Origin of the sequence: Nonomuraea sp. NPDC050227 (assembly GCF_044459705.1) — a bacterium.
In the GTDB taxonomy this organism is placed as follows: domain Bacteria; phylum Actinomycetota; class Actinomycetes; order Streptosporangiales; family Streptosporangiaceae; genus Nonomuraea.
The window spans coordinates 413875-428453 of sequence record NZ_JBITJF010000001.1; the positions used below are offsets into that span (position 1 = coordinate 413875).

21 protein-coding genes are annotated in these 14579 nt (G+C 66.7%); 9 read left to right on the forward strand and 12 right to left on the reverse strand.

Annotated elements, in window-relative coordinates:
• Positions 1–9: 9 nt before the first annotated feature.
• A complete protein-coding gene (locus ACIBK9_RS02280) occupies positions 10–399 on the reverse strand; it encodes a PPOX class F420-dependent oxidoreductase (protein WP_358290172.1) in 390 nt (129 codons plus the stop codon).
• Between the two features lie 70 nt (positions 400–469).
• Between ACIBK9_RS02280 and ACIBK9_RS02285 the strand changes: the two genes are divergently transcribed.
• Positions 470–892 carry a MarR family winged helix-turn-helix transcriptional regulator gene (locus ACIBK9_RS02285; protein WP_397154545.1) on the forward strand — a complete coding sequence of 141 codons (423 nt, stop codon included), beginning with the start codon at positions 470–472 and terminating at the stop codon, positions 890–892.
• A 20-nt stretch (positions 893–912) separates the two neighbouring features.
• Here ACIBK9_RS02285 and ACIBK9_RS02290 read toward each other — a convergent pair whose 3' ends face one another.
• From ACIBK9_RS02290 to ACIBK9_RS02300, 3 genes are all read right to left on the reverse strand, one after another.
• A complete protein-coding gene (locus ACIBK9_RS02290) occupies positions 913–1104 on the reverse strand; it encodes a hypothetical protein (protein ID WP_397154546.1) in 192 nt (63 codons plus the stop codon).
• Positions 1105–1128: 24 nt separating this feature from the next.
• Positions 1129–1758, reverse strand: coding sequence for a GNAT family N-acetyltransferase (locus ACIBK9_RS02295; RefSeq protein WP_397154548.1), 630 nt, complete (start codon positions 1756–1758; stop codon positions 1129–1131).
• 181 nt (positions 1759–1939) lie between these two features.
• Positions 1940–2212: a hypothetical protein gene (locus ACIBK9_RS02300; protein ID WP_397154550.1), complete on the reverse strand. Its 273-nt coding sequence runs from the start codon at positions 2210–2212 to the stop codon at positions 1940–1942.
• 633 nt (positions 2213–2845) lie between these two features.
• Here ACIBK9_RS02300 and ACIBK9_RS02305 point away from each other — a divergent pair.
• Both ACIBK9_RS02305 and ACIBK9_RS02310 read left to right on the forward strand, forming a co-directional pair.
• Entirely contained in the window at positions 2846–3388 is a 543-nt protein-coding gene (locus ACIBK9_RS02305) for a hypothetical protein (RefSeq protein ID WP_397154552.1), read from the forward strand.
• Positions 3389–3461: 73 nt separating this feature from the next.
• The gene (locus ACIBK9_RS02310) at positions 3462–4058 is read left to right on the forward strand and encodes a hypothetical protein (RefSeq protein ID WP_397154554.1); all 597 of its coding nucleotides are present in this window, start codon (positions 3462–3464) and stop codon (positions 4056–4058) included.
• Between the two features lie 258 nt (positions 4059–4316).
• On the opposite strand, the gene ACIBK9_RS02315 is transcribed toward ACIBK9_RS02310, so the two are convergent.
• The gene (locus ACIBK9_RS02315; RefSeq protein ID WP_397154556.1) at positions 4317–5213 is read right to left on the reverse strand and encodes a LysR family transcriptional regulator; all 897 of its coding nucleotides are present in this window, start codon (positions 5211–5213) and stop codon (positions 4317–4319) included.
• 117 nt (positions 5214–5330) lie between these two features.
• On the opposite strand from ACIBK9_RS02315, the gene ACIBK9_RS02320 reads away from it, so the two are divergent.
• The 3 genes from ACIBK9_RS02320 to ACIBK9_RS02330 all read left to right on the forward strand — a co-directional run bounded on the left by ACIBK9_RS02320 (position 5331) and on the right by ACIBK9_RS02330 (position 7542).
• Positions 5331–5681 (forward strand): SDR family NAD(P)-dependent oxidoreductase, encoded by a 351-nt coding sequence (locus tag ACIBK9_RS02320; RefSeq protein WP_397154558.1) that lies wholly within the window; start codon positions 5331–5333, stop codon positions 5679–5681.
• The gene (locus tag ACIBK9_RS02325; protein ID WP_397155889.1) at positions 5645–6103 is read left to right on the forward strand and encodes an SDR family oxidoreductase; all 459 of its coding nucleotides are present in this window, start codon (positions 5645–5647) and stop codon (positions 6101–6103) included. Before ACIBK9_RS02320 ends, ACIBK9_RS02325 begins: the two co-directional genes overlap by 37 nt.
• Positions 6104–6210: 107 nt before the next feature.
• Entirely contained in the window at positions 6211–7542 is a 1332-nt protein-coding gene (locus ACIBK9_RS02330) for an erythromycin esterase family protein (protein WP_397154560.1), read from the forward strand.
• A 231-nt stretch (positions 7543–7773) separates the two neighbouring features.
• Here ACIBK9_RS02330 and ACIBK9_RS02335 read toward each other — a convergent pair whose 3' ends face one another.
• The 4 genes from ACIBK9_RS02335 to ACIBK9_RS02350 form a co-directional block, all read right to left on the reverse strand.
• Entirely contained in the window at positions 7774–8256 is a 483-nt protein-coding gene (locus tag ACIBK9_RS02335) for a PIN domain-containing protein (RefSeq protein WP_397154562.1), read from the reverse strand.
• A 3-nt stretch (positions 8257–8259) separates the two neighbouring features.
• Positions 8260–8715: a helix-turn-helix domain-containing protein gene (locus ACIBK9_RS02340; protein ID WP_352357226.1), complete on the reverse strand. Its 456-nt coding sequence runs from the start codon at positions 8713–8715 to the stop codon at positions 8260–8262.
• A gap of 1285 nt (positions 8716–10000) precedes the next feature.
• Positions 10001–10876, reverse strand: coding sequence for a GNAT family N-acetyltransferase (locus ACIBK9_RS02345; protein WP_397154565.1), 876 nt, complete (start codon positions 10874–10876; stop codon positions 10001–10003).
• Between the two features lie 112 nt (positions 10877–10988).
• A complete protein-coding gene (locus tag ACIBK9_RS02350; RefSeq protein WP_397154567.1) occupies positions 10989–11180 on the reverse strand; it encodes a hypothetical protein in 192 nt (63 codons plus the stop codon).
• Between ACIBK9_RS02350 and ACIBK9_RS02355 the strand changes: the two genes are divergently transcribed.
• The gene (locus tag ACIBK9_RS02355) at positions 11173–11433 is read left to right on the forward strand and encodes a hypothetical protein (protein WP_397154569.1); all 261 of its coding nucleotides are present in this window, start codon (positions 11173–11175) and stop codon (positions 11431–11433) included. The genes ACIBK9_RS02350 and ACIBK9_RS02355 overlap by 8 nt on opposite strands.
• Entirely contained in the window at positions 11337–11600 is a 264-nt protein-coding gene (locus tag ACIBK9_RS02360; protein ID WP_397154571.1) for a replication initiator, read from the forward strand. The genes ACIBK9_RS02355 and ACIBK9_RS02360 overlap by 97 nt, the downstream gene beginning before the upstream one ends.
• A gap of 48 nt (positions 11601–11648) precedes the next feature.
• Here the strand turns inward: ACIBK9_RS02360 and ACIBK9_RS02365 are convergent, their stop codons facing one another.
• Positions 11649–12425 (reverse strand): hypothetical protein, encoded by a 777-nt coding sequence (locus tag ACIBK9_RS02365; RefSeq protein WP_397154573.1) that lies wholly within the window; start codon positions 12423–12425, stop codon positions 11649–11651.
• A 112-nt stretch (positions 12426–12537) separates the two neighbouring features.
• On the opposite strand from ACIBK9_RS02365, the gene ACIBK9_RS02370 reads away from it, so the two are divergent.
• Positions 12538–12753 carry a hypothetical protein gene (locus tag ACIBK9_RS02370; RefSeq protein ID WP_397154575.1) on the forward strand — a complete coding sequence of 72 codons (216 nt, stop codon included), beginning with the start codon at positions 12538–12540 and terminating at the stop codon, positions 12751–12753.
• Between the two features lie 985 nt (positions 12754–13738).
• Here the strand turns inward: ACIBK9_RS02370 and ACIBK9_RS02375 are convergent.
• Positions 13739–14257 carry a type II toxin-antitoxin system RelE/ParE family toxin gene (locus ACIBK9_RS02375; RefSeq protein ID WP_397154577.1) on the reverse strand — a complete coding sequence of 173 codons (519 nt, stop codon included), beginning with the start codon at positions 14255–14257 and terminating at the stop codon, positions 13739–13741.
• 3 nt (positions 14258–14260) lie between these two features.
• Positions 14261–14569 (reverse strand): type II toxin-antitoxin system prevent-host-death family antitoxin, encoded by a 309-nt coding sequence (locus ACIBK9_RS02380; RefSeq protein WP_397154579.1) that lies wholly within the window; start codon positions 14567–14569, stop codon positions 14261–14263.
• Positions 14570–14579 lie beyond the last annotated feature (10 nt).

Sequence of the window (14579 nt, forward strand, 5' to 3'; positions counted from 1 at the left end):
GGTGTCCGGTCACTGGCTGGTGCAGCGGGTGGGCCGCACCACGATGACCACCCTGCGCTCGGCGTCGCCGACGGGCCGTGCGTAGTCGAGGCCGTACCGCCTGGCCAGCACGTCGAAGAAGTCGCCCTGGGGGTCGGGTTCGACCCGCTCCACCGTGCCCCGCACCTCCAGGTAGCGGTACGGCTGCTCCGGATCGTTGACCGAGATCGCCACGTGCGGGCGGGCGCCGGCGTTGCGTCCCTTCTGCCGGTCGTTCGTGGTGGTGAAGCGCAGGAACTCGCCGTCCCAGATGGTCCACACGGGCGTCACCTGCGGGGTGCCGTCGGGCATCAACGTCGCCAGATGGACGTACAGGGGACGGGTCAGCAGGTCGAGATGGCTCTCCGGAATCACAGACATGCCCGGAACACTATCAAAGCTTTTATGACCATAAGAGCTTTGCTCCCCTGTCGACTTGTAGGCTCCAGGCATGGACATGCCCCCGGAGGAGCGGCTCGGCCTCGACGTCAAGCGCGCCGAGCAGCGACTCATGGCGGCCAAGCACGCCGCGGTCAAGACCGCCGGACTGACCGTGCCCCAGTACGCCGCCCTGCTCGCCCTCCACGCCAACCCGGGCATCTCCGCCGCCGCCCTGGCCAGGGAATGCCTGGTCACGCCGCAGGCCATGAACGTCGTACTGAAGAACCTGCTCGAACATGGCCTGATCGAGCGTTCCCCCCATCAGTGGCACCGCACCATGCTGGAGACCCACCTCACGGACGCCGGTCGCGAGGCGCTGCGGGTGGCGGACGAGGCAGCCGTGATCATCGAACGCCGCATCTCCGCCGCCTTCACCGCCGAGGAACGCGCCACCCTCCGCACCCTCCTCACCCGCTTCACCGACGCGATCTGACCAGGCGCCGGGCCAGCTCCTCATCCAGCCGGGGAGCCATGGCGATCATCCGCAGCGGCCCTGCCGAGGATCAGGTCGGCCATCCGCAGCAGCCGGTCCACGTACGTCCTCGCCTCCCGGCCACGCGCTCGCCACCGGATCCAGCGCAGGTCGCGGGCGCTGCTGACGAGCTGCTCGCGCAGCTGGTCGGTGAGCGCCTTCCCCAGAGACACGGCCACCGCTCCGCAGAGACACGCTCACCGCTCTACGCGAAGGCTCACCTGTGACCCCAGCTCGCGGAACCCGAGAGCTCGGGCCACCCGCCGCGACGCCTCCGGACGCGCCCGCCACTGCGGCAGCAACCCCGCACCGAGCGCGTCGGCCACCGCCGCCGACGCCACCGCCCGAGCCAGCCCCCGCCCCCGAAACCCCTCGGCAGTCAGTACGGACAGATGCGCCGCCGTGTCCAACCACGTCCGATACCCGGCGGCGGCGACCACATCACCGCCCGCACGAACCGCCCAGACCGCCGAATCGACCTCCGCCAGCCCGCTCTCGTCGGCATCCTGCTCGCTCGCCGCCGCCAGCAGCCCGCCGACGTCCCTATCCCCTGCCGCCAGCCGTTCGACCTCCGTCCCGGCATGGCTGGGAACGAACGCTTCGGCATCGACGTACGCGAGCGTCGCCGGCCCCAGAACCTCGCGGACCTCCAGCCGCTCGGAAAGCCGCGGAAGATCGACGCCGTCCTTACCGAGACCGCCGCACAGGGCCTGACGCAACGGCACGACCAACCCTGCATCAGGCACCGTGACCAGCGCCCCGCCGTCCAGCACGACGATCCCCGTCCATCCGGGCGGGCACAACCCCGACCCGGAGGAGACGACCACCGCGACCTCTCCCCGCCCGGGAAACCTGACAGGCACCCGAGCCAGGTCCGCCCACAACCGCCCCGCCGCATTACGCACCACACTCAATGATCCCAGACAGCGTGGGACATGAGCCCTCCTGCCGCGTAGACGAAGACGGCGTCTCCCCCGACAGGAGGTCTTCCCAACCGGCACCGGCCCGTCAGTTGCTCTCCGGTCGCTGCCGAACGTCCGGACGGCGCAGGAGACCGCAGCCGTGGCCGTTGATCTGGTGCCGGAGCCTGGCGATCTCGTCCACCAGGGCCTCGTAGTCTTGTCTCAGCTCAGCCTGGAAGGTGACGAGTTCGGTCATCATCAGAACGATGCTGATCATGGTGAGGTCGTCCGCGGTGCGGGTGCTCGTCTCGAGCGCCTTGACCCGTAGCATCACCTCAAGGATCTGCGCCTCTAGGTTCACGGCTCCTGCCTGTTCCACGCAGGGAAGAAGATGCCGCACCGGTGGCCCGGAGCGTGCTCTGACGTGAGCACAGTGACAGGTGGACGGCAAAGAACCGAGCCGCGGTCCGACACCGAGGTGTAGTTCTTTCTCCTACCACCAGCCGTCTTTCCTCCCGGGGATACGGTTTCTCACCAGCCCCCCGAGCACAAACCCAGCCGAACAGCCGGAAAAGCGGGACGAGCAGGCGGGACACACAGATCTACAGCACACCGCCGAGATCGAGTACCGCACGAGCGAAGATCTGGTCGGCCCCGTCCGCCAGACAGGACAACCCACCGAGGTCGGGAAGGCACGCCACAAGAGCCTCACGTATCGCCCGATCGACCAGTACAGCGGTCTCTACCGGCAAGCCCCTGTGCCCCGACACAGCGACGCGCACCATGATCACCTCCGGGCGCCGGCAGCCGGTTCCCTTACAGGTGGAACCAGTGAATCCGCCGACAAGTGGTACAGACGAAGCAGGTCGCGTCTCGGTTGGCCCAGTCCAGGCCCATGAAACTCATTCCGGTCGTCTGCAGCTTCCACTGACGGGACTCGAAGATCTCGCTCTGGCATGTGTCGCACCTGAGGTTCTGCCCGTGCGGGAGCCTTACGGTGGTGGCCTCGTCCATGTTCACGATGCTATGCGAGACGATCCGCCGCGGCTCAATCGATGTGGAGGTCGCAGACTGCGGTCAGGTCTATCTCCTGGACGAGGGAGACCACGAGCCCAATGGCAGGCCAGCTGACTCACCGACCCACTCGGTCGGCCTCGTTACAACGGAAGGAAGAGGCTTCGCCAGCCTGAACATCGCCACACTTTGGGGGCTGATCCCCTTCACCGTGACGGTCGCCGACCGGGATCCAGGCGCTGACCTGGACGGCTATGAGGACATCGTGGAGATCAGTTTCGACTCCCCGTCGGGCCAGGTCTTCCTGGCCGGATGGCTCATGGATTGGGACGACGAAAAGGCGCACGACCTTTCCCCGTTGCTTTCCGGTCCCGGCACATATCGTCTGCGATATCACGTCCGAGGAATGGCCGAAGAGCGCTGCTCCGTTGATGACCACTACCTTCAGATATGGCCTGCGGCACAGCACGATCCGGCCGTACTGAAAACCACGAGTATCCCCTTCCAGCACATGCTGAAAGCTGACAGGGCCGCGGGGTGAGTGGGAGAACGGCGCCACTCTCTCAGGAAAGTGGCACAGTGGGCATCAGCTACCGAGAAGGAGTTGAAAGACGATGGGTGACTACTTCGAGCGGATCGTCGATGTCGAGGTGACCGGCCAAGAGGCTGAGTCGCTCGCAGAGCGGGTGGTCGACTGGATGGTCGCCGAAGGGCTGATCACGCGCGAAAGGTCCAGGGACGGCATGTACAGCCTGCAAGTGGACGACGGATACGAGCCCGGCCCCAACTGGCAACGAGCAGTGGCTGATTCCTCGGACCCATCGTGGATACCGGGCCCGGTGGCGGTCATCGTCGGGCGGGATCACCACGTCGGAGGGCAGGGGATGAGCGAGGCGGACTCCGCGACCTGCCCACGATGTGACGCGACGACTGTGATCATCGACTACCCGAACGCGTGGGAGGCGGACCAGGCGGCTTGGCAGTCGTTCAGCGACGGCATCGACACCTGGAAGGAGACCGGCGAAGGGAGTGTCACCTGCTCCTCATGCGGCGCCTCCGTCCCGGTCACCGAGTGGCAGTTCGGGTCCGGTTTCGACCTCGGGGCGCTCGCATTCGACTTCTGGGGATGGCCACCTCTCAGCGTCAGCTTCCACACGGAGTTGAGCAAGCAACTGGGACACCGCATAGAGGTACAGTCAGGCAAGTTCTGACCCCCGCCACAAGCGCTGAACCGGTTGACGACGCGAGCAGCCGTGATTGTCCACGCCCCCGCCCGTCCTGGCACAGATCTGACACGCCCCAGAAGGCCTCACCTCCTTCGACCAGCCGGTGCTGAGGAGCGAAGCCTCGGACCGTCGCCCCACGGCGACCAGCCCAGCCGAAGCGTTCAGCCGGAGGACGGGGCGCGGCGGCGCGCCGTACCTTCGCCCTGACCTCGGCCCCGCGGATGAGTTTCGGCGCCCGACCGGTCAGAGGGTGAGCAGGTCGAGGGGGCCGAGGTCGCGGACGGTCTGGGCGAGGGCGCGAATCAGGTCGTTCTCCGCTTCGGTCGACCACACCAGCGCGTACTTCAGCGGATCGTCGTCCCGAAGCGCGAGGTAGGTGATGTCCGGCCGCAGGTAGTACCGCCTCATGTGGTGGGCGACGAGGCTGACGGTCTCTCCGGTGGTGACCAGGGAGAGGATCTCCTCGGTGTTACGCGCCAGGGGGCCGCGCTCGATCCGCCGGCTCACAGGAGTCCGGGCCGGGAGAAAGCCGTCCGCCCAGTAGTCGGGCCTGGACGGAGTGTCCACATGCGGGAAGTCGGCGAGCATCTCCAGCAGGCCGGTGGTGTGCCGGGCGAGTTCGTGGTCGGCGGCCACGGCCAGCAGGCGCGGGTCCGTGAACAGGACCGGCCCCGTGGTCAGATCGGGCTCTTCGACGGGCAGCCACGCGACGAGGACGTCGATGTCGCCGCGCCGCAACCCGGCGAACGGATCGGCGAAGGGGGAGATGCGGATCTGCAGCTTCCACTGGGGGTGGTTGCTGCGGAACGTGTCCCAGTAGTGCCGCAGGTCGTGCGAATTGTGCGGGATCATGCCGACGCGCAGCACGCCGGTGATGCCCTCGGCGGCCAGCCTGGCCCGGCGCATGCTCTCCTGGAGGCCGCTGTACATCGGCCAGAGATCGTCGCGGAGCTGCCGACCGAGCGGCGTCAGCCGCACCGACCGCGGGGTCCGTTCGAAGAGCGGGGCGCCGATCTGGCGTTCCTGCTTCTGGATCGCCTTCGTGATCCGGGCCGGGGTGACGTGCAGTCGTTCGGCGGTGCGGGCGAAGTGGAGCTCTTCGGCCAGGGCCAGGAAGATCTCGATGTCGCGAAGCTCCACGACTCCCCCACGTTGTCTTCGGGGTTAATTCTGCCTTGCGCATTTTGTCATTGTTTCGGGCTATTTAGTGCCCGGATCCTGGTCACCGGACAAGTCAGATGATTCAGGAGTGACGACATGATGCACCTGGCAGGGAAGACGGCGCTGGTGACCGGGGCTTCGCGGGGGATCGGCCGGGCCGTGGCGCGGCGGCTGGCCGCCGCCGGCGCGCTGGTCGCCGTGCACTACGGCAGCAACGAGAACGCGGCCCTGGAGGCCGTGCAGCTGATCGAGAAGGACGGCGGCCGGGCCTTCCCGGTGCGGGCCGAACTGGCACGCCCGATGACGTCGACGCCCTGTTCGCCGGGCTGGAGGCGGGCCTCACCGCGCGGACCGGGCAGGCACGCCTGGACATCCTGGTCAACAACGCCGCCGTCAACACCGGCGGCCCGATCGAGGCCATCACCCCCGAGGCGTTCGACCGGCTGATCGCGATCAACACCAAGGCGCCGCTGTTCATCATCCAGCGGGCGCTTCCCCTGCTGAACCACGGCGGCCGGATCGTCAACGTGACCACCGCGGCGACCAGGATCGCGATGCCCGAGGCGCCGTACGCGATGAGCAAGGTCGGCATCGAGGTGCTCAGCCGTTCCCTGGCCCAGCAGGTGGGCGCGCGGGGCATCACCGTCAACGCCGTCGCGCCCGGCCCGACGGTCACCGACATGAACCCGTGGATGCTCGGCAAGCCCGAGGTCCAGCAGATGGTCGGCACCGGCAACGCCATCCCGCGCGTCGGTCAGCCCGACGACATCGCCGACGTGGTCGCCTTCCTGGCCTCCGAGGCCGGGCGGTGGGTGACCGGCCAGGTCGTCGACGCCTCCGGCGGCTGCTTCCTCGGCCCCCGGATCTGAGCTGACAACGCCCCGGGCCGCCGTCAGCCGACCTTCAACCGGCTGTCAGCGCTGCCCGGGAGATTCGGACCTGCCCCAACAATCCCCTTCACGTATCAGGAAACCTCATGAAGATTCTTGCCCTCAGCTGCCTGGCCGCCGTGACCCTCGCCGGGACCGCCACCCCGGCGTCGGCCGACACCGGAGTGGTGTCCGCGCTCGACAGCGTGGCCAAGCCGCTGGTCTCCACCTCCCCGGGCGCCCGGGCGCACGACCTGGACGCCTTCGGCGCCATGGTGGGCCAGGCGGAGGTGGTCGGCGTGGGCGAGGCCACCCACAGCACCGCCGAGTTCTACGCCCTCAACCAGCGGCTGTTCCGCTACCTGGTGACCGAGAAAGGATTCACCACGTTCGCCCGCGAGCTGAGCTGGAGCACCGGCCTGCGCCTGAATGATTATGTTCTGTACGGCCAGGGCGACCCGCAAGCGATCTTCCACGACGAGGTCAAGGGCCCCTACGACCTGTTCGACAACCGCGAGTTCCTCGACCTGGTCCAGTGGATGCGCGCCTACAACGCCGGCCACGCCAAGAAGGTCCAGTTCATGGGCGCCGACCTGCTCTACCCCGGCGACATCATCTTCGACAAGGTGCTGGCCTACGCCAAGCAGCGTCGGCCCGCCCTGCTGCCCGAGCTCATCCAGTTGTACGACGGGCTGCGCCCCACCACGAAGAACGCCGGCGAGTACATGGCGCAGGCGCTGGCCGTACCCCTGGAGACCCGGCAGGACAACGCCGAGCGGGCCACCCAGGCCCTGAAGCTCCTCCAGAAGGAGGGCGCCGACCGATGGACGCTCCAGCACGCCCGCGCGCTGTCGCAGACCTTCACCGACTTCGCCTTCGACCAGGCCACCGCGGACGGCCGCCGCCAGGCGGCGGTATACCGGGACCAGGTGCTGGCCGACAACGTCACCTGGTGGAACCGTACGACGGGCGCCAAGATCCAGATGTCCGGGCTGAACGCGCACCTGAGCTACACCCCGATCGACACCACGTACGTGCCGGCCCCGATGGGCGGCGAGCTGCGCAAGCGGCTCGGCGACCGCTTCGTCACCGTCGGCACCAGCTTCAACCAGGGCGGCTACAACTTCTCCAGCTCCGAGACCGCCTGCCCCGACGGCGTCAAGCCCGCCGAACGGCCGGGGACGTGCAAGGGCTGGGTCCCCGCCGCGGGCCCCGACTACAACGAGTACGTCCTGGACCAGGTGCGCCACCGCGACTTCATGCTGGACACGCGGACAGCTCCGCGGACGGCTCGGACGTGGCTGGCGCAGGCCCGGCCCACCCGGCTCATCGGCGGCGGCTTCTGGTCCCCCGACCAGGCCGTCCATGCCTCCCTGAGCCGCTCCTTCGACGTGGTGATCCACCTCCACCAGGTCAAGGCCGCCACCCTCACCCGCTGACTGCCCCCGGCCCATGATCGCCCCCGGACGTACCGGCCGACCATGGGCCGGCCTCCACCTCGCCAGATGTCGCCCCGACCGGACAAGTAGCCGTTGGTGGCCCTGTACCGCTGCTGCTGGTGGCAGCCGTTCACTTCGTGCTGCAGAACCAGCCCGAAGAGGCTTCATCCAGCTCGCAGGGCAGCGACAGCCTCAACGAGGCCGGCCGCCTCCAAGGCATCGAGGACATCCTCAACGGTCTCCGGCGGGCTGATCCGTGAGTCCGCAATCTGCTGCACACACGCCCAGACGACCCTTCCGTCCAAGTCGATCTGGTCGAGGACGAAGTCGTCGGGCGACTTCGCCTCGATGTCCCATGGAGCCAAGTATTCGGCAGGGAAGTCCATTCGACGTGACGATGGCCTTCGCGCCCACCTTGATCGCTGCGGCCAGCACATGTCGATCGTCAGCGTCGGGAAGCTTCAGCCCTTCGATCAGTGGCTCATACCCCTCGACGAGGCAGTCGCGGACAGCGGAGTTCATCAGCCGGCGGAGCTTGTCGAGCTTTTCCGCAGGAATGTCGGGGCGGTTGGCGGCGAGGTTGCGCTGCATCTCGTCGAGGATGCCGTTGGTCCACCTGGCTTGCACCCGTGCTGTCATGGCGAGGCGAATGAGCAGGTCACGCAGGGTGTTGCCGTACAACACGTTTGCGTCGTAGACCACCACGAATGTCATGGCTCAGATGCCCAACTCTTGCCCCAGCGCAGCGAGTTCGTCGGCCGCGGTCCGGCGCTTGGCGTCATCGCGACGTCTGTACTCCTGGAGGTCCTCGTACTTGATTCGACGGTGCTTGCCAATCAACCGGAACGGAATCTCTCCCGCTTCCAGAAGTTTGATGACGTACGGGCGTGAGACGTTCAGCATGTCCGCCGCTTGCTGTGTCGTCAGCTCAGCATGGGACGGAATCACCGTGACTCCGCGCCCCTCAGCTGCTTGGGCAAGGATGAAGGCGAGCAGCGTCACTGCTTCACGAGGCAGGATCAAGGGGTCCTCTCCCCCGTGCTCACCGACGACCTGCACGGTCGGCTGCTCGGGATACCGCATGAGGTAATCCTTGATCCGGCGGACCGCCCGAGCGGCCACCTCGGCATCGATGCTTCCCGGCTGAACTCGCTTGGCCTGCACGTCAGTCATGATGTCACCCCCACTTCGCAGTATCCGCAACAAACGAAATAAACGCAAGCAGGATCACCTGCATCCAACGGGCGCACATAGCCGAAGGCGGCCCTCATCAGGACCATGGATTCCACCGCTGCCCCAGAGGTCGGGATGAGCGAACGAGGTGCGGACCGCCGCGGCTCGCAAGATCGACCTACACCACAGCCGGCCTGGCGACTTCACGCGCGGGCGAGACGGCCTCCAACCGACGCTGGGAGCCGGCGATGCGGGCCAGCGTGGCGGCCGTGCCGAAATCTCTGCGCTTCGTCGGATCGTGATCCCCTCAGGCTCCCAGATCGGAGCAAGTGATGCGGCACCCCGATCTGGATAGATGTCTCCCGGGCCTGGTCCACGTGAGCGGCTGACGACCACGCAACGCCTTGGACACCCAACTCTCCCCGGCTGGCGAATCATTGGGCTCAGGTCTTCTCAGCAGTTGTCACCGGGCGCTGTAGATGCGGATGCGCAACTCTCTTGGCTCACGAGGTCAAGGTGGGGCGCCCCCACTGGACGAACGACCTTGACCCCGTGGCCCTGGTCTGCTCGGCTTGTCCCGGGTCGATGGCGGGCGGGGCGATGAGGCTTCCACCTCAGCCACTCACCGCCTGACGCGCGGCACAGCGATCATCCTGGAGCGGGAGCACCCCACGGAGGCATGAAAGGGATCACCCGTGCACCTGTTGAGGCTCTTTGTGAACTGGTACTGGCGAGTAGACGCGTTCCTGGGGGGCGATGTAAAGCCGAATCGAGGTCAGCGGTTCGCTGCGGCTCATCCTGTGCGCCTCGGCTTGATCGCGGGCTCTGCCTTCGGTGGGCTCATGGGCTTCTTCGTGTTGACGAGCGCCGCGCTCGGGGCGGGACACGCCTTGACGCTGACTTCCTTGCTCGCCTGCCTCGGCGGTGCCGTTTTCATGGGCGTCCTATTCGCGGGCCTGGGCTGCTACGGACGCCGACAGCAGCGGCACTACGGGCATTACCCCCAAGATGCTCAGGATGAGCGCGGCAGCAGTGCATAGCGGCCCACGCAGGACCGCCTTGCCCCTGGGATGAAGGCTGTCGCCGAAAACGACGCTGACCCATGATCTACGCCGGAGGTGCCGGCGACCATGGGCCACGATCTAGCCAATTCGGCCGGTCTACGCCTCGCCGGAAGTCAGGCCGACCGGACAAGCCGCGCCCGTGCCGCCGATGCCGCAGTAGCCGGTGGCGGCTTTGTACAGGGCATTGCCCTTGGTAGCGTTCCGCTCCCGGCAACGAATCCTCAGAACTGGAGGTCGTTGGAGAGGTTGATCCGGATCTCCGTGTTGCGGTACCCGGCGCGCAGGAACGCGGCCGCCATCGGGGCGTTGCCCACGTCGGTGGTGGCTGTGATGCGCGACTCTCCGTTGGCCGCATGCATGCGGGTGATCTCGGCGAGTACCTCGTCCACGTATCCGCGCCCCCGGAACTCCGGGACCACCCCGAGATATCCGACGTTCACGCTGTACGGCGTCGCCGAGGGGATCGCCATGCCTGCCACCTCGCCCTCGTACGTGTAAGCGATCCGCCACCACTCCCGCTTGCCCGGCGCGCCGAGATAGAAGTCCATCTCTTCGCGCGCGGTCACGTCCACGCCTTTGGCCGCTACGTTCGTTCGGGTCTGAAAGTCCAGACTGCCCTCGGCGATTCTCCTGAACACCGCAAGGAACTCCTCATCGGACGCCTCGGCGAACCGCAGCGCCCCGGCCGCTGAGGGCACCCCGTCGGCCGGCGCCCACTCGAACTGCAGCCGCTCGACCTCCCGGGTGAGGCCGGCCGCGTGTGCCGCCGTTCGCCGCCATTCCACGGCCGCCGAGGTGACCGGATCGTCCCGCCAGCCGCCGGACGCCTTGATCGCGTACTGCACCGGCTGCGGGAACACCGCCAGGGCGGCCCTGATCAGTTCGGTGGCGACGAGGATGCGATCGCCCACTGCGGGATCCACGTCGAGGCAGTCGAGCGCGACCGGGTGCGCGCCGTCCCTCGGACCCCACCACAGCGCACGTCCCACGACCCGGTCACCGACCTCGGCGATCCACGTCCACTCCGGCCGGTACATGTTCTCGGCCAGTTCTGCGAGGTAACGGTCAGCGGAGATCCAACCGACGGGCTCCGTCACGACCCACGAGGTCACACGGTCCAGCTCCGCAGGGACGATCGCACGGCAGGAAATCACCAAATGAGCCTAGTGGACCTTTTGTCCACCCGTGGGCGACCCAGCACAGGGCAGGTCACGCCTCGCCGGACGTCAGGCCAACCGGACAGACGACACCCACGCCGCCGATGCCGCAGTAGCCGGTGGTGCGATCGACCTGCTCCACCGGGCCATACTCCAGACCACCGGTCAGGTCGCGGTCCGAATAGACGACGGGCCACCCTCGCCCGTCCGCTGGGGCGATCAGCGAGTCCGCGTACGTGGCCAAGTATGCGACCAAGGGAGCCGAGTCCGCAGGCACCGTAGACCGTCCGATTCGGCATGCCGGACAGATCGCCGGCCTGAAGGTCACCGAGCACGCCCGCCGCATGATCTATCCCTGTTCCAGCCCTACCGACCCCTGCTCCTGCGACAGTGAGCGCACATGCTCGGCTATCGGGGACACTTCTCCACCAAGTCCCGCCACTACTCGATCAGATGCGGGGACATCCGACAGGCCCGCACCGAGCAAGCCCGCCTGATCACTGGCACTCCGCCTCCCGATCCAGAGAAAACCATGACGGTAGGCGAATGGCACTATGCCGGAAGCGGCCATCGCCATGGAGAGGCTTTCTGGGCCGAGGTAGCACGCCAACGGATCGCCACCGCTCGCAGGATCGCCCGACACCAAGCAGACGAGAAGCGATAGGGCCCCGCGCCTCTAACCGAGATCGTCCGGAAGCCGGTTGTCGCTCAGCTAGTCACCCAGGATCGGGCCTGCGGGCTGGGGCTGCTGCCACACGTCTCGGCCGTTGCCCCACAACTCAGAGGCATGGTAAGCAAACCGATCGAACAGGCCGTCGTCCTGAAACCGCCGCAAGTGCAACATGGGCGAGTCATGACCGACGAGCTTCGCCAAGTGCGGCGTGACGAGCATTTCCGAGTCGAACCGGAACACGCTCATGGCGATGTGCTCGTCACCGAACCGGGCCTCGACACCGGCAACGTCGCGTAGCTGATCGATCTCCGACAGAGTGATCCGGATGCGCGTGGAGACGGTCAGCGGAACGTTCTCCACGTCCTCGCGGTGGCGCGTCACCTCACTCTCCGGATCGCCGACGAGGAACCGGATCTTGCAGCCCTGCTGCGCCTTCCGCTTGAGCACCTTCGCGAGATTGGGGTGTTCCAGCCACAGGAAGTAGTTGGTGTAACCGGCGAACACGATCTCGTTGCGCGCCGAGCTGATGAGATTGCGCCAGATTGATTTCGGACATGCGGAGCGATACGGATAGACGGTCAAGACTTCCTTATCCGGCCCAGTTTTCACTGTATTGCGAATTGCATCTGGCCATAGCACGGCTGTCTCAACTCCTAGTGCCTCTGCGGCTGCCCATTGGTGCCGCATGTGCGGAACGCGGGTTTCGTCCTGCAGCCAGCGTTCCACCGTCTTTACGTCCACGCCACATCGGTCGGCCAAGTTCTGGTTCGTGACCTGGGCGTTCAGCATGGCGCTGCGTAGGGGGACGTTGGCCACGGCACACCTCGAACTGGAGGACGTCAGGGACGTTCGGAGCGTAACGCTGTAACGTCCTGGACGTCTTGATAACGCGGTGGGTTTGTCACGCTCAGGTAAGCACGCTGATCGCATGTCCACTCCGGTGATTCTCGAAGACCTCCAAGCGGCATTTCCCGGTTGGCGCATTTGGCGTAGTTCTGCGGGCCGTCTCTGGGCCACCCGGAACGGCCGTCGCCTGTCCCCGCGCGAAGTAGATCACGGCCTGTCCCAGACGATCGACGCGGACGACATCGTCCATCTCGCCGAGCTGCTGAAGGAGCAGGAGACAGCAGAGGAGGCGTTGTGAGCCGCCCTTCGCTCGCACCGGAGACCCACGCCGCCGCCGCCCTGGCCAACGCCCTCACCGCTCGGGGAGTCTCCGCGGACGTGCACGACGGCTACGGCCTGGCGCTGGTGTCCGTCTGGGTCGGATTGGTCGTCTGGTGTCACGACGGGCGCTACTGGTGGCGATCGGCATGGGATGCGAGACGACAGCGAGTCATCTACGCCTGGCACCCCTCCACCGAACCCGCTCAGGCCGCTCACCGAATCGCTCTCCGCTACGCCCAACTACGGGAGTCTCACCCAATCTGTACGCCGGTCGCCGGAGTGCACCCGTGCCCATGACCTTGGCGAAGCTGATCGCCCAGTATCCGGCATGGCAGGTTCAGGAAATTGCCGCAGGCTGGGTGGCCATTCGGAGGCAGCCCGTTCCCTGGGCAAGCAGACTGTCCAACGTCCGTTGCGGGGCGACGTTGGATGAACTGGATGCGAATCTGCAGGCGGAGACCAGACAGGAAGGAGGGAGCAAAGGCCCCTTCGAAGCGTTTGAAACAGCCCCGCAACACGCCAGCCTCCACCACAGGGAGCAACCCGGGTAGATCGATGGCAACCCGACCCGGAGCGCAGGGCCTCCAGGCCCGAGCACCGGAAGCGGGGCGGCAGAGACTTGAAGCTCATCGTCGGGGCCGCCGGCCCGCGTGCGGTGGCGGGCGCGAACGGCCCCCAGGCCGCACGCGCAAGCCCGCCAGACCGCTGAGCGGGCCGGCGACCCCGTGGCGAGCGCAGCGAGCCATTGAACCCGTAAGGAAGGTTGTCGCCGAAGACGGCTCTGGCCCATGATCGACGCCGGACGTGCCGGGCGACCATGAGCCAGGATCTAGCTATCTCCGTAGGTCTACGCCTCGCCGGAGGTCAGGCCGACCGGGCAGGCCATGGCCGCAGTAGCCGTTGGGGACTTTGTACAGGTACTGCTGGTGATGGCGCTGCGCTTCAGGCAATGGATGCACGACCTAAGGAGCCTTGGACCGGTACTCAGCCCACCTGTCGACCGCCTCTTGAAGGTCAAGAGCGGCAACGTCCTCACGCGCCATCCCGACCGTGAAGATCAACCGGTCCGCGAGCCAATCTGGAACGGGTTCTCTGGGAGGTGCCTTCTCCACCCGAAGGTGATCGGCCAGCCTGCCAAGGCGTTCGATCACCTGGCCGAGCTGGATGATCTCGGGCCGGCCCGCACCCGCCTCCCGGACCCTCGCCGTCGCCTCCTCGTACACTTCGGCGTCGGCACGTTCACCGACAGCCCACACTTCGCAGATCTCCACCGACTTGTCCTCGGTGATGCGGTAGACGACACGCCAGGTGTTGCGACCGACCACCAGCTTCCGGAAACCGGTCAGTTCCCCGCCAAGCGGATAACCAGCTTCAGGGTTGTCCAGCAGGAGAAGGATCTTCTTGAGCACCTTGGGTACCGCGTCTGGGCCGATCCGCCGAAGGTCGTCGACCGCCGGCGCCGTGAAGGCGACGTCGGACACGATTCACTCATCGTCCGGGATGGCGGACAGCGACTCGCGAGTATGCCCGAAAGCGGCAAGCACCTCATCGAGTGAGACCCGCTCCCCTGTGTCCGTAACCGACCGGGCGAGCACCAGCGCCAGATCACGCAGATCAGCCGCCGCCTCCTCCAGCTCGTTGAGCCGGCGGATACTCACCACGGCCGCCACTGGCTGACGCCGACGGGTGACCACCAGATCGGTCCCCTGCTCCGCATCAGCCACCAGACGGGCAACCCCTCGCTGGGCCGCCTCTGTGACGCTCAGCTCAGTAGCTTCGTGCAGAACAGTCATGCATTAACTG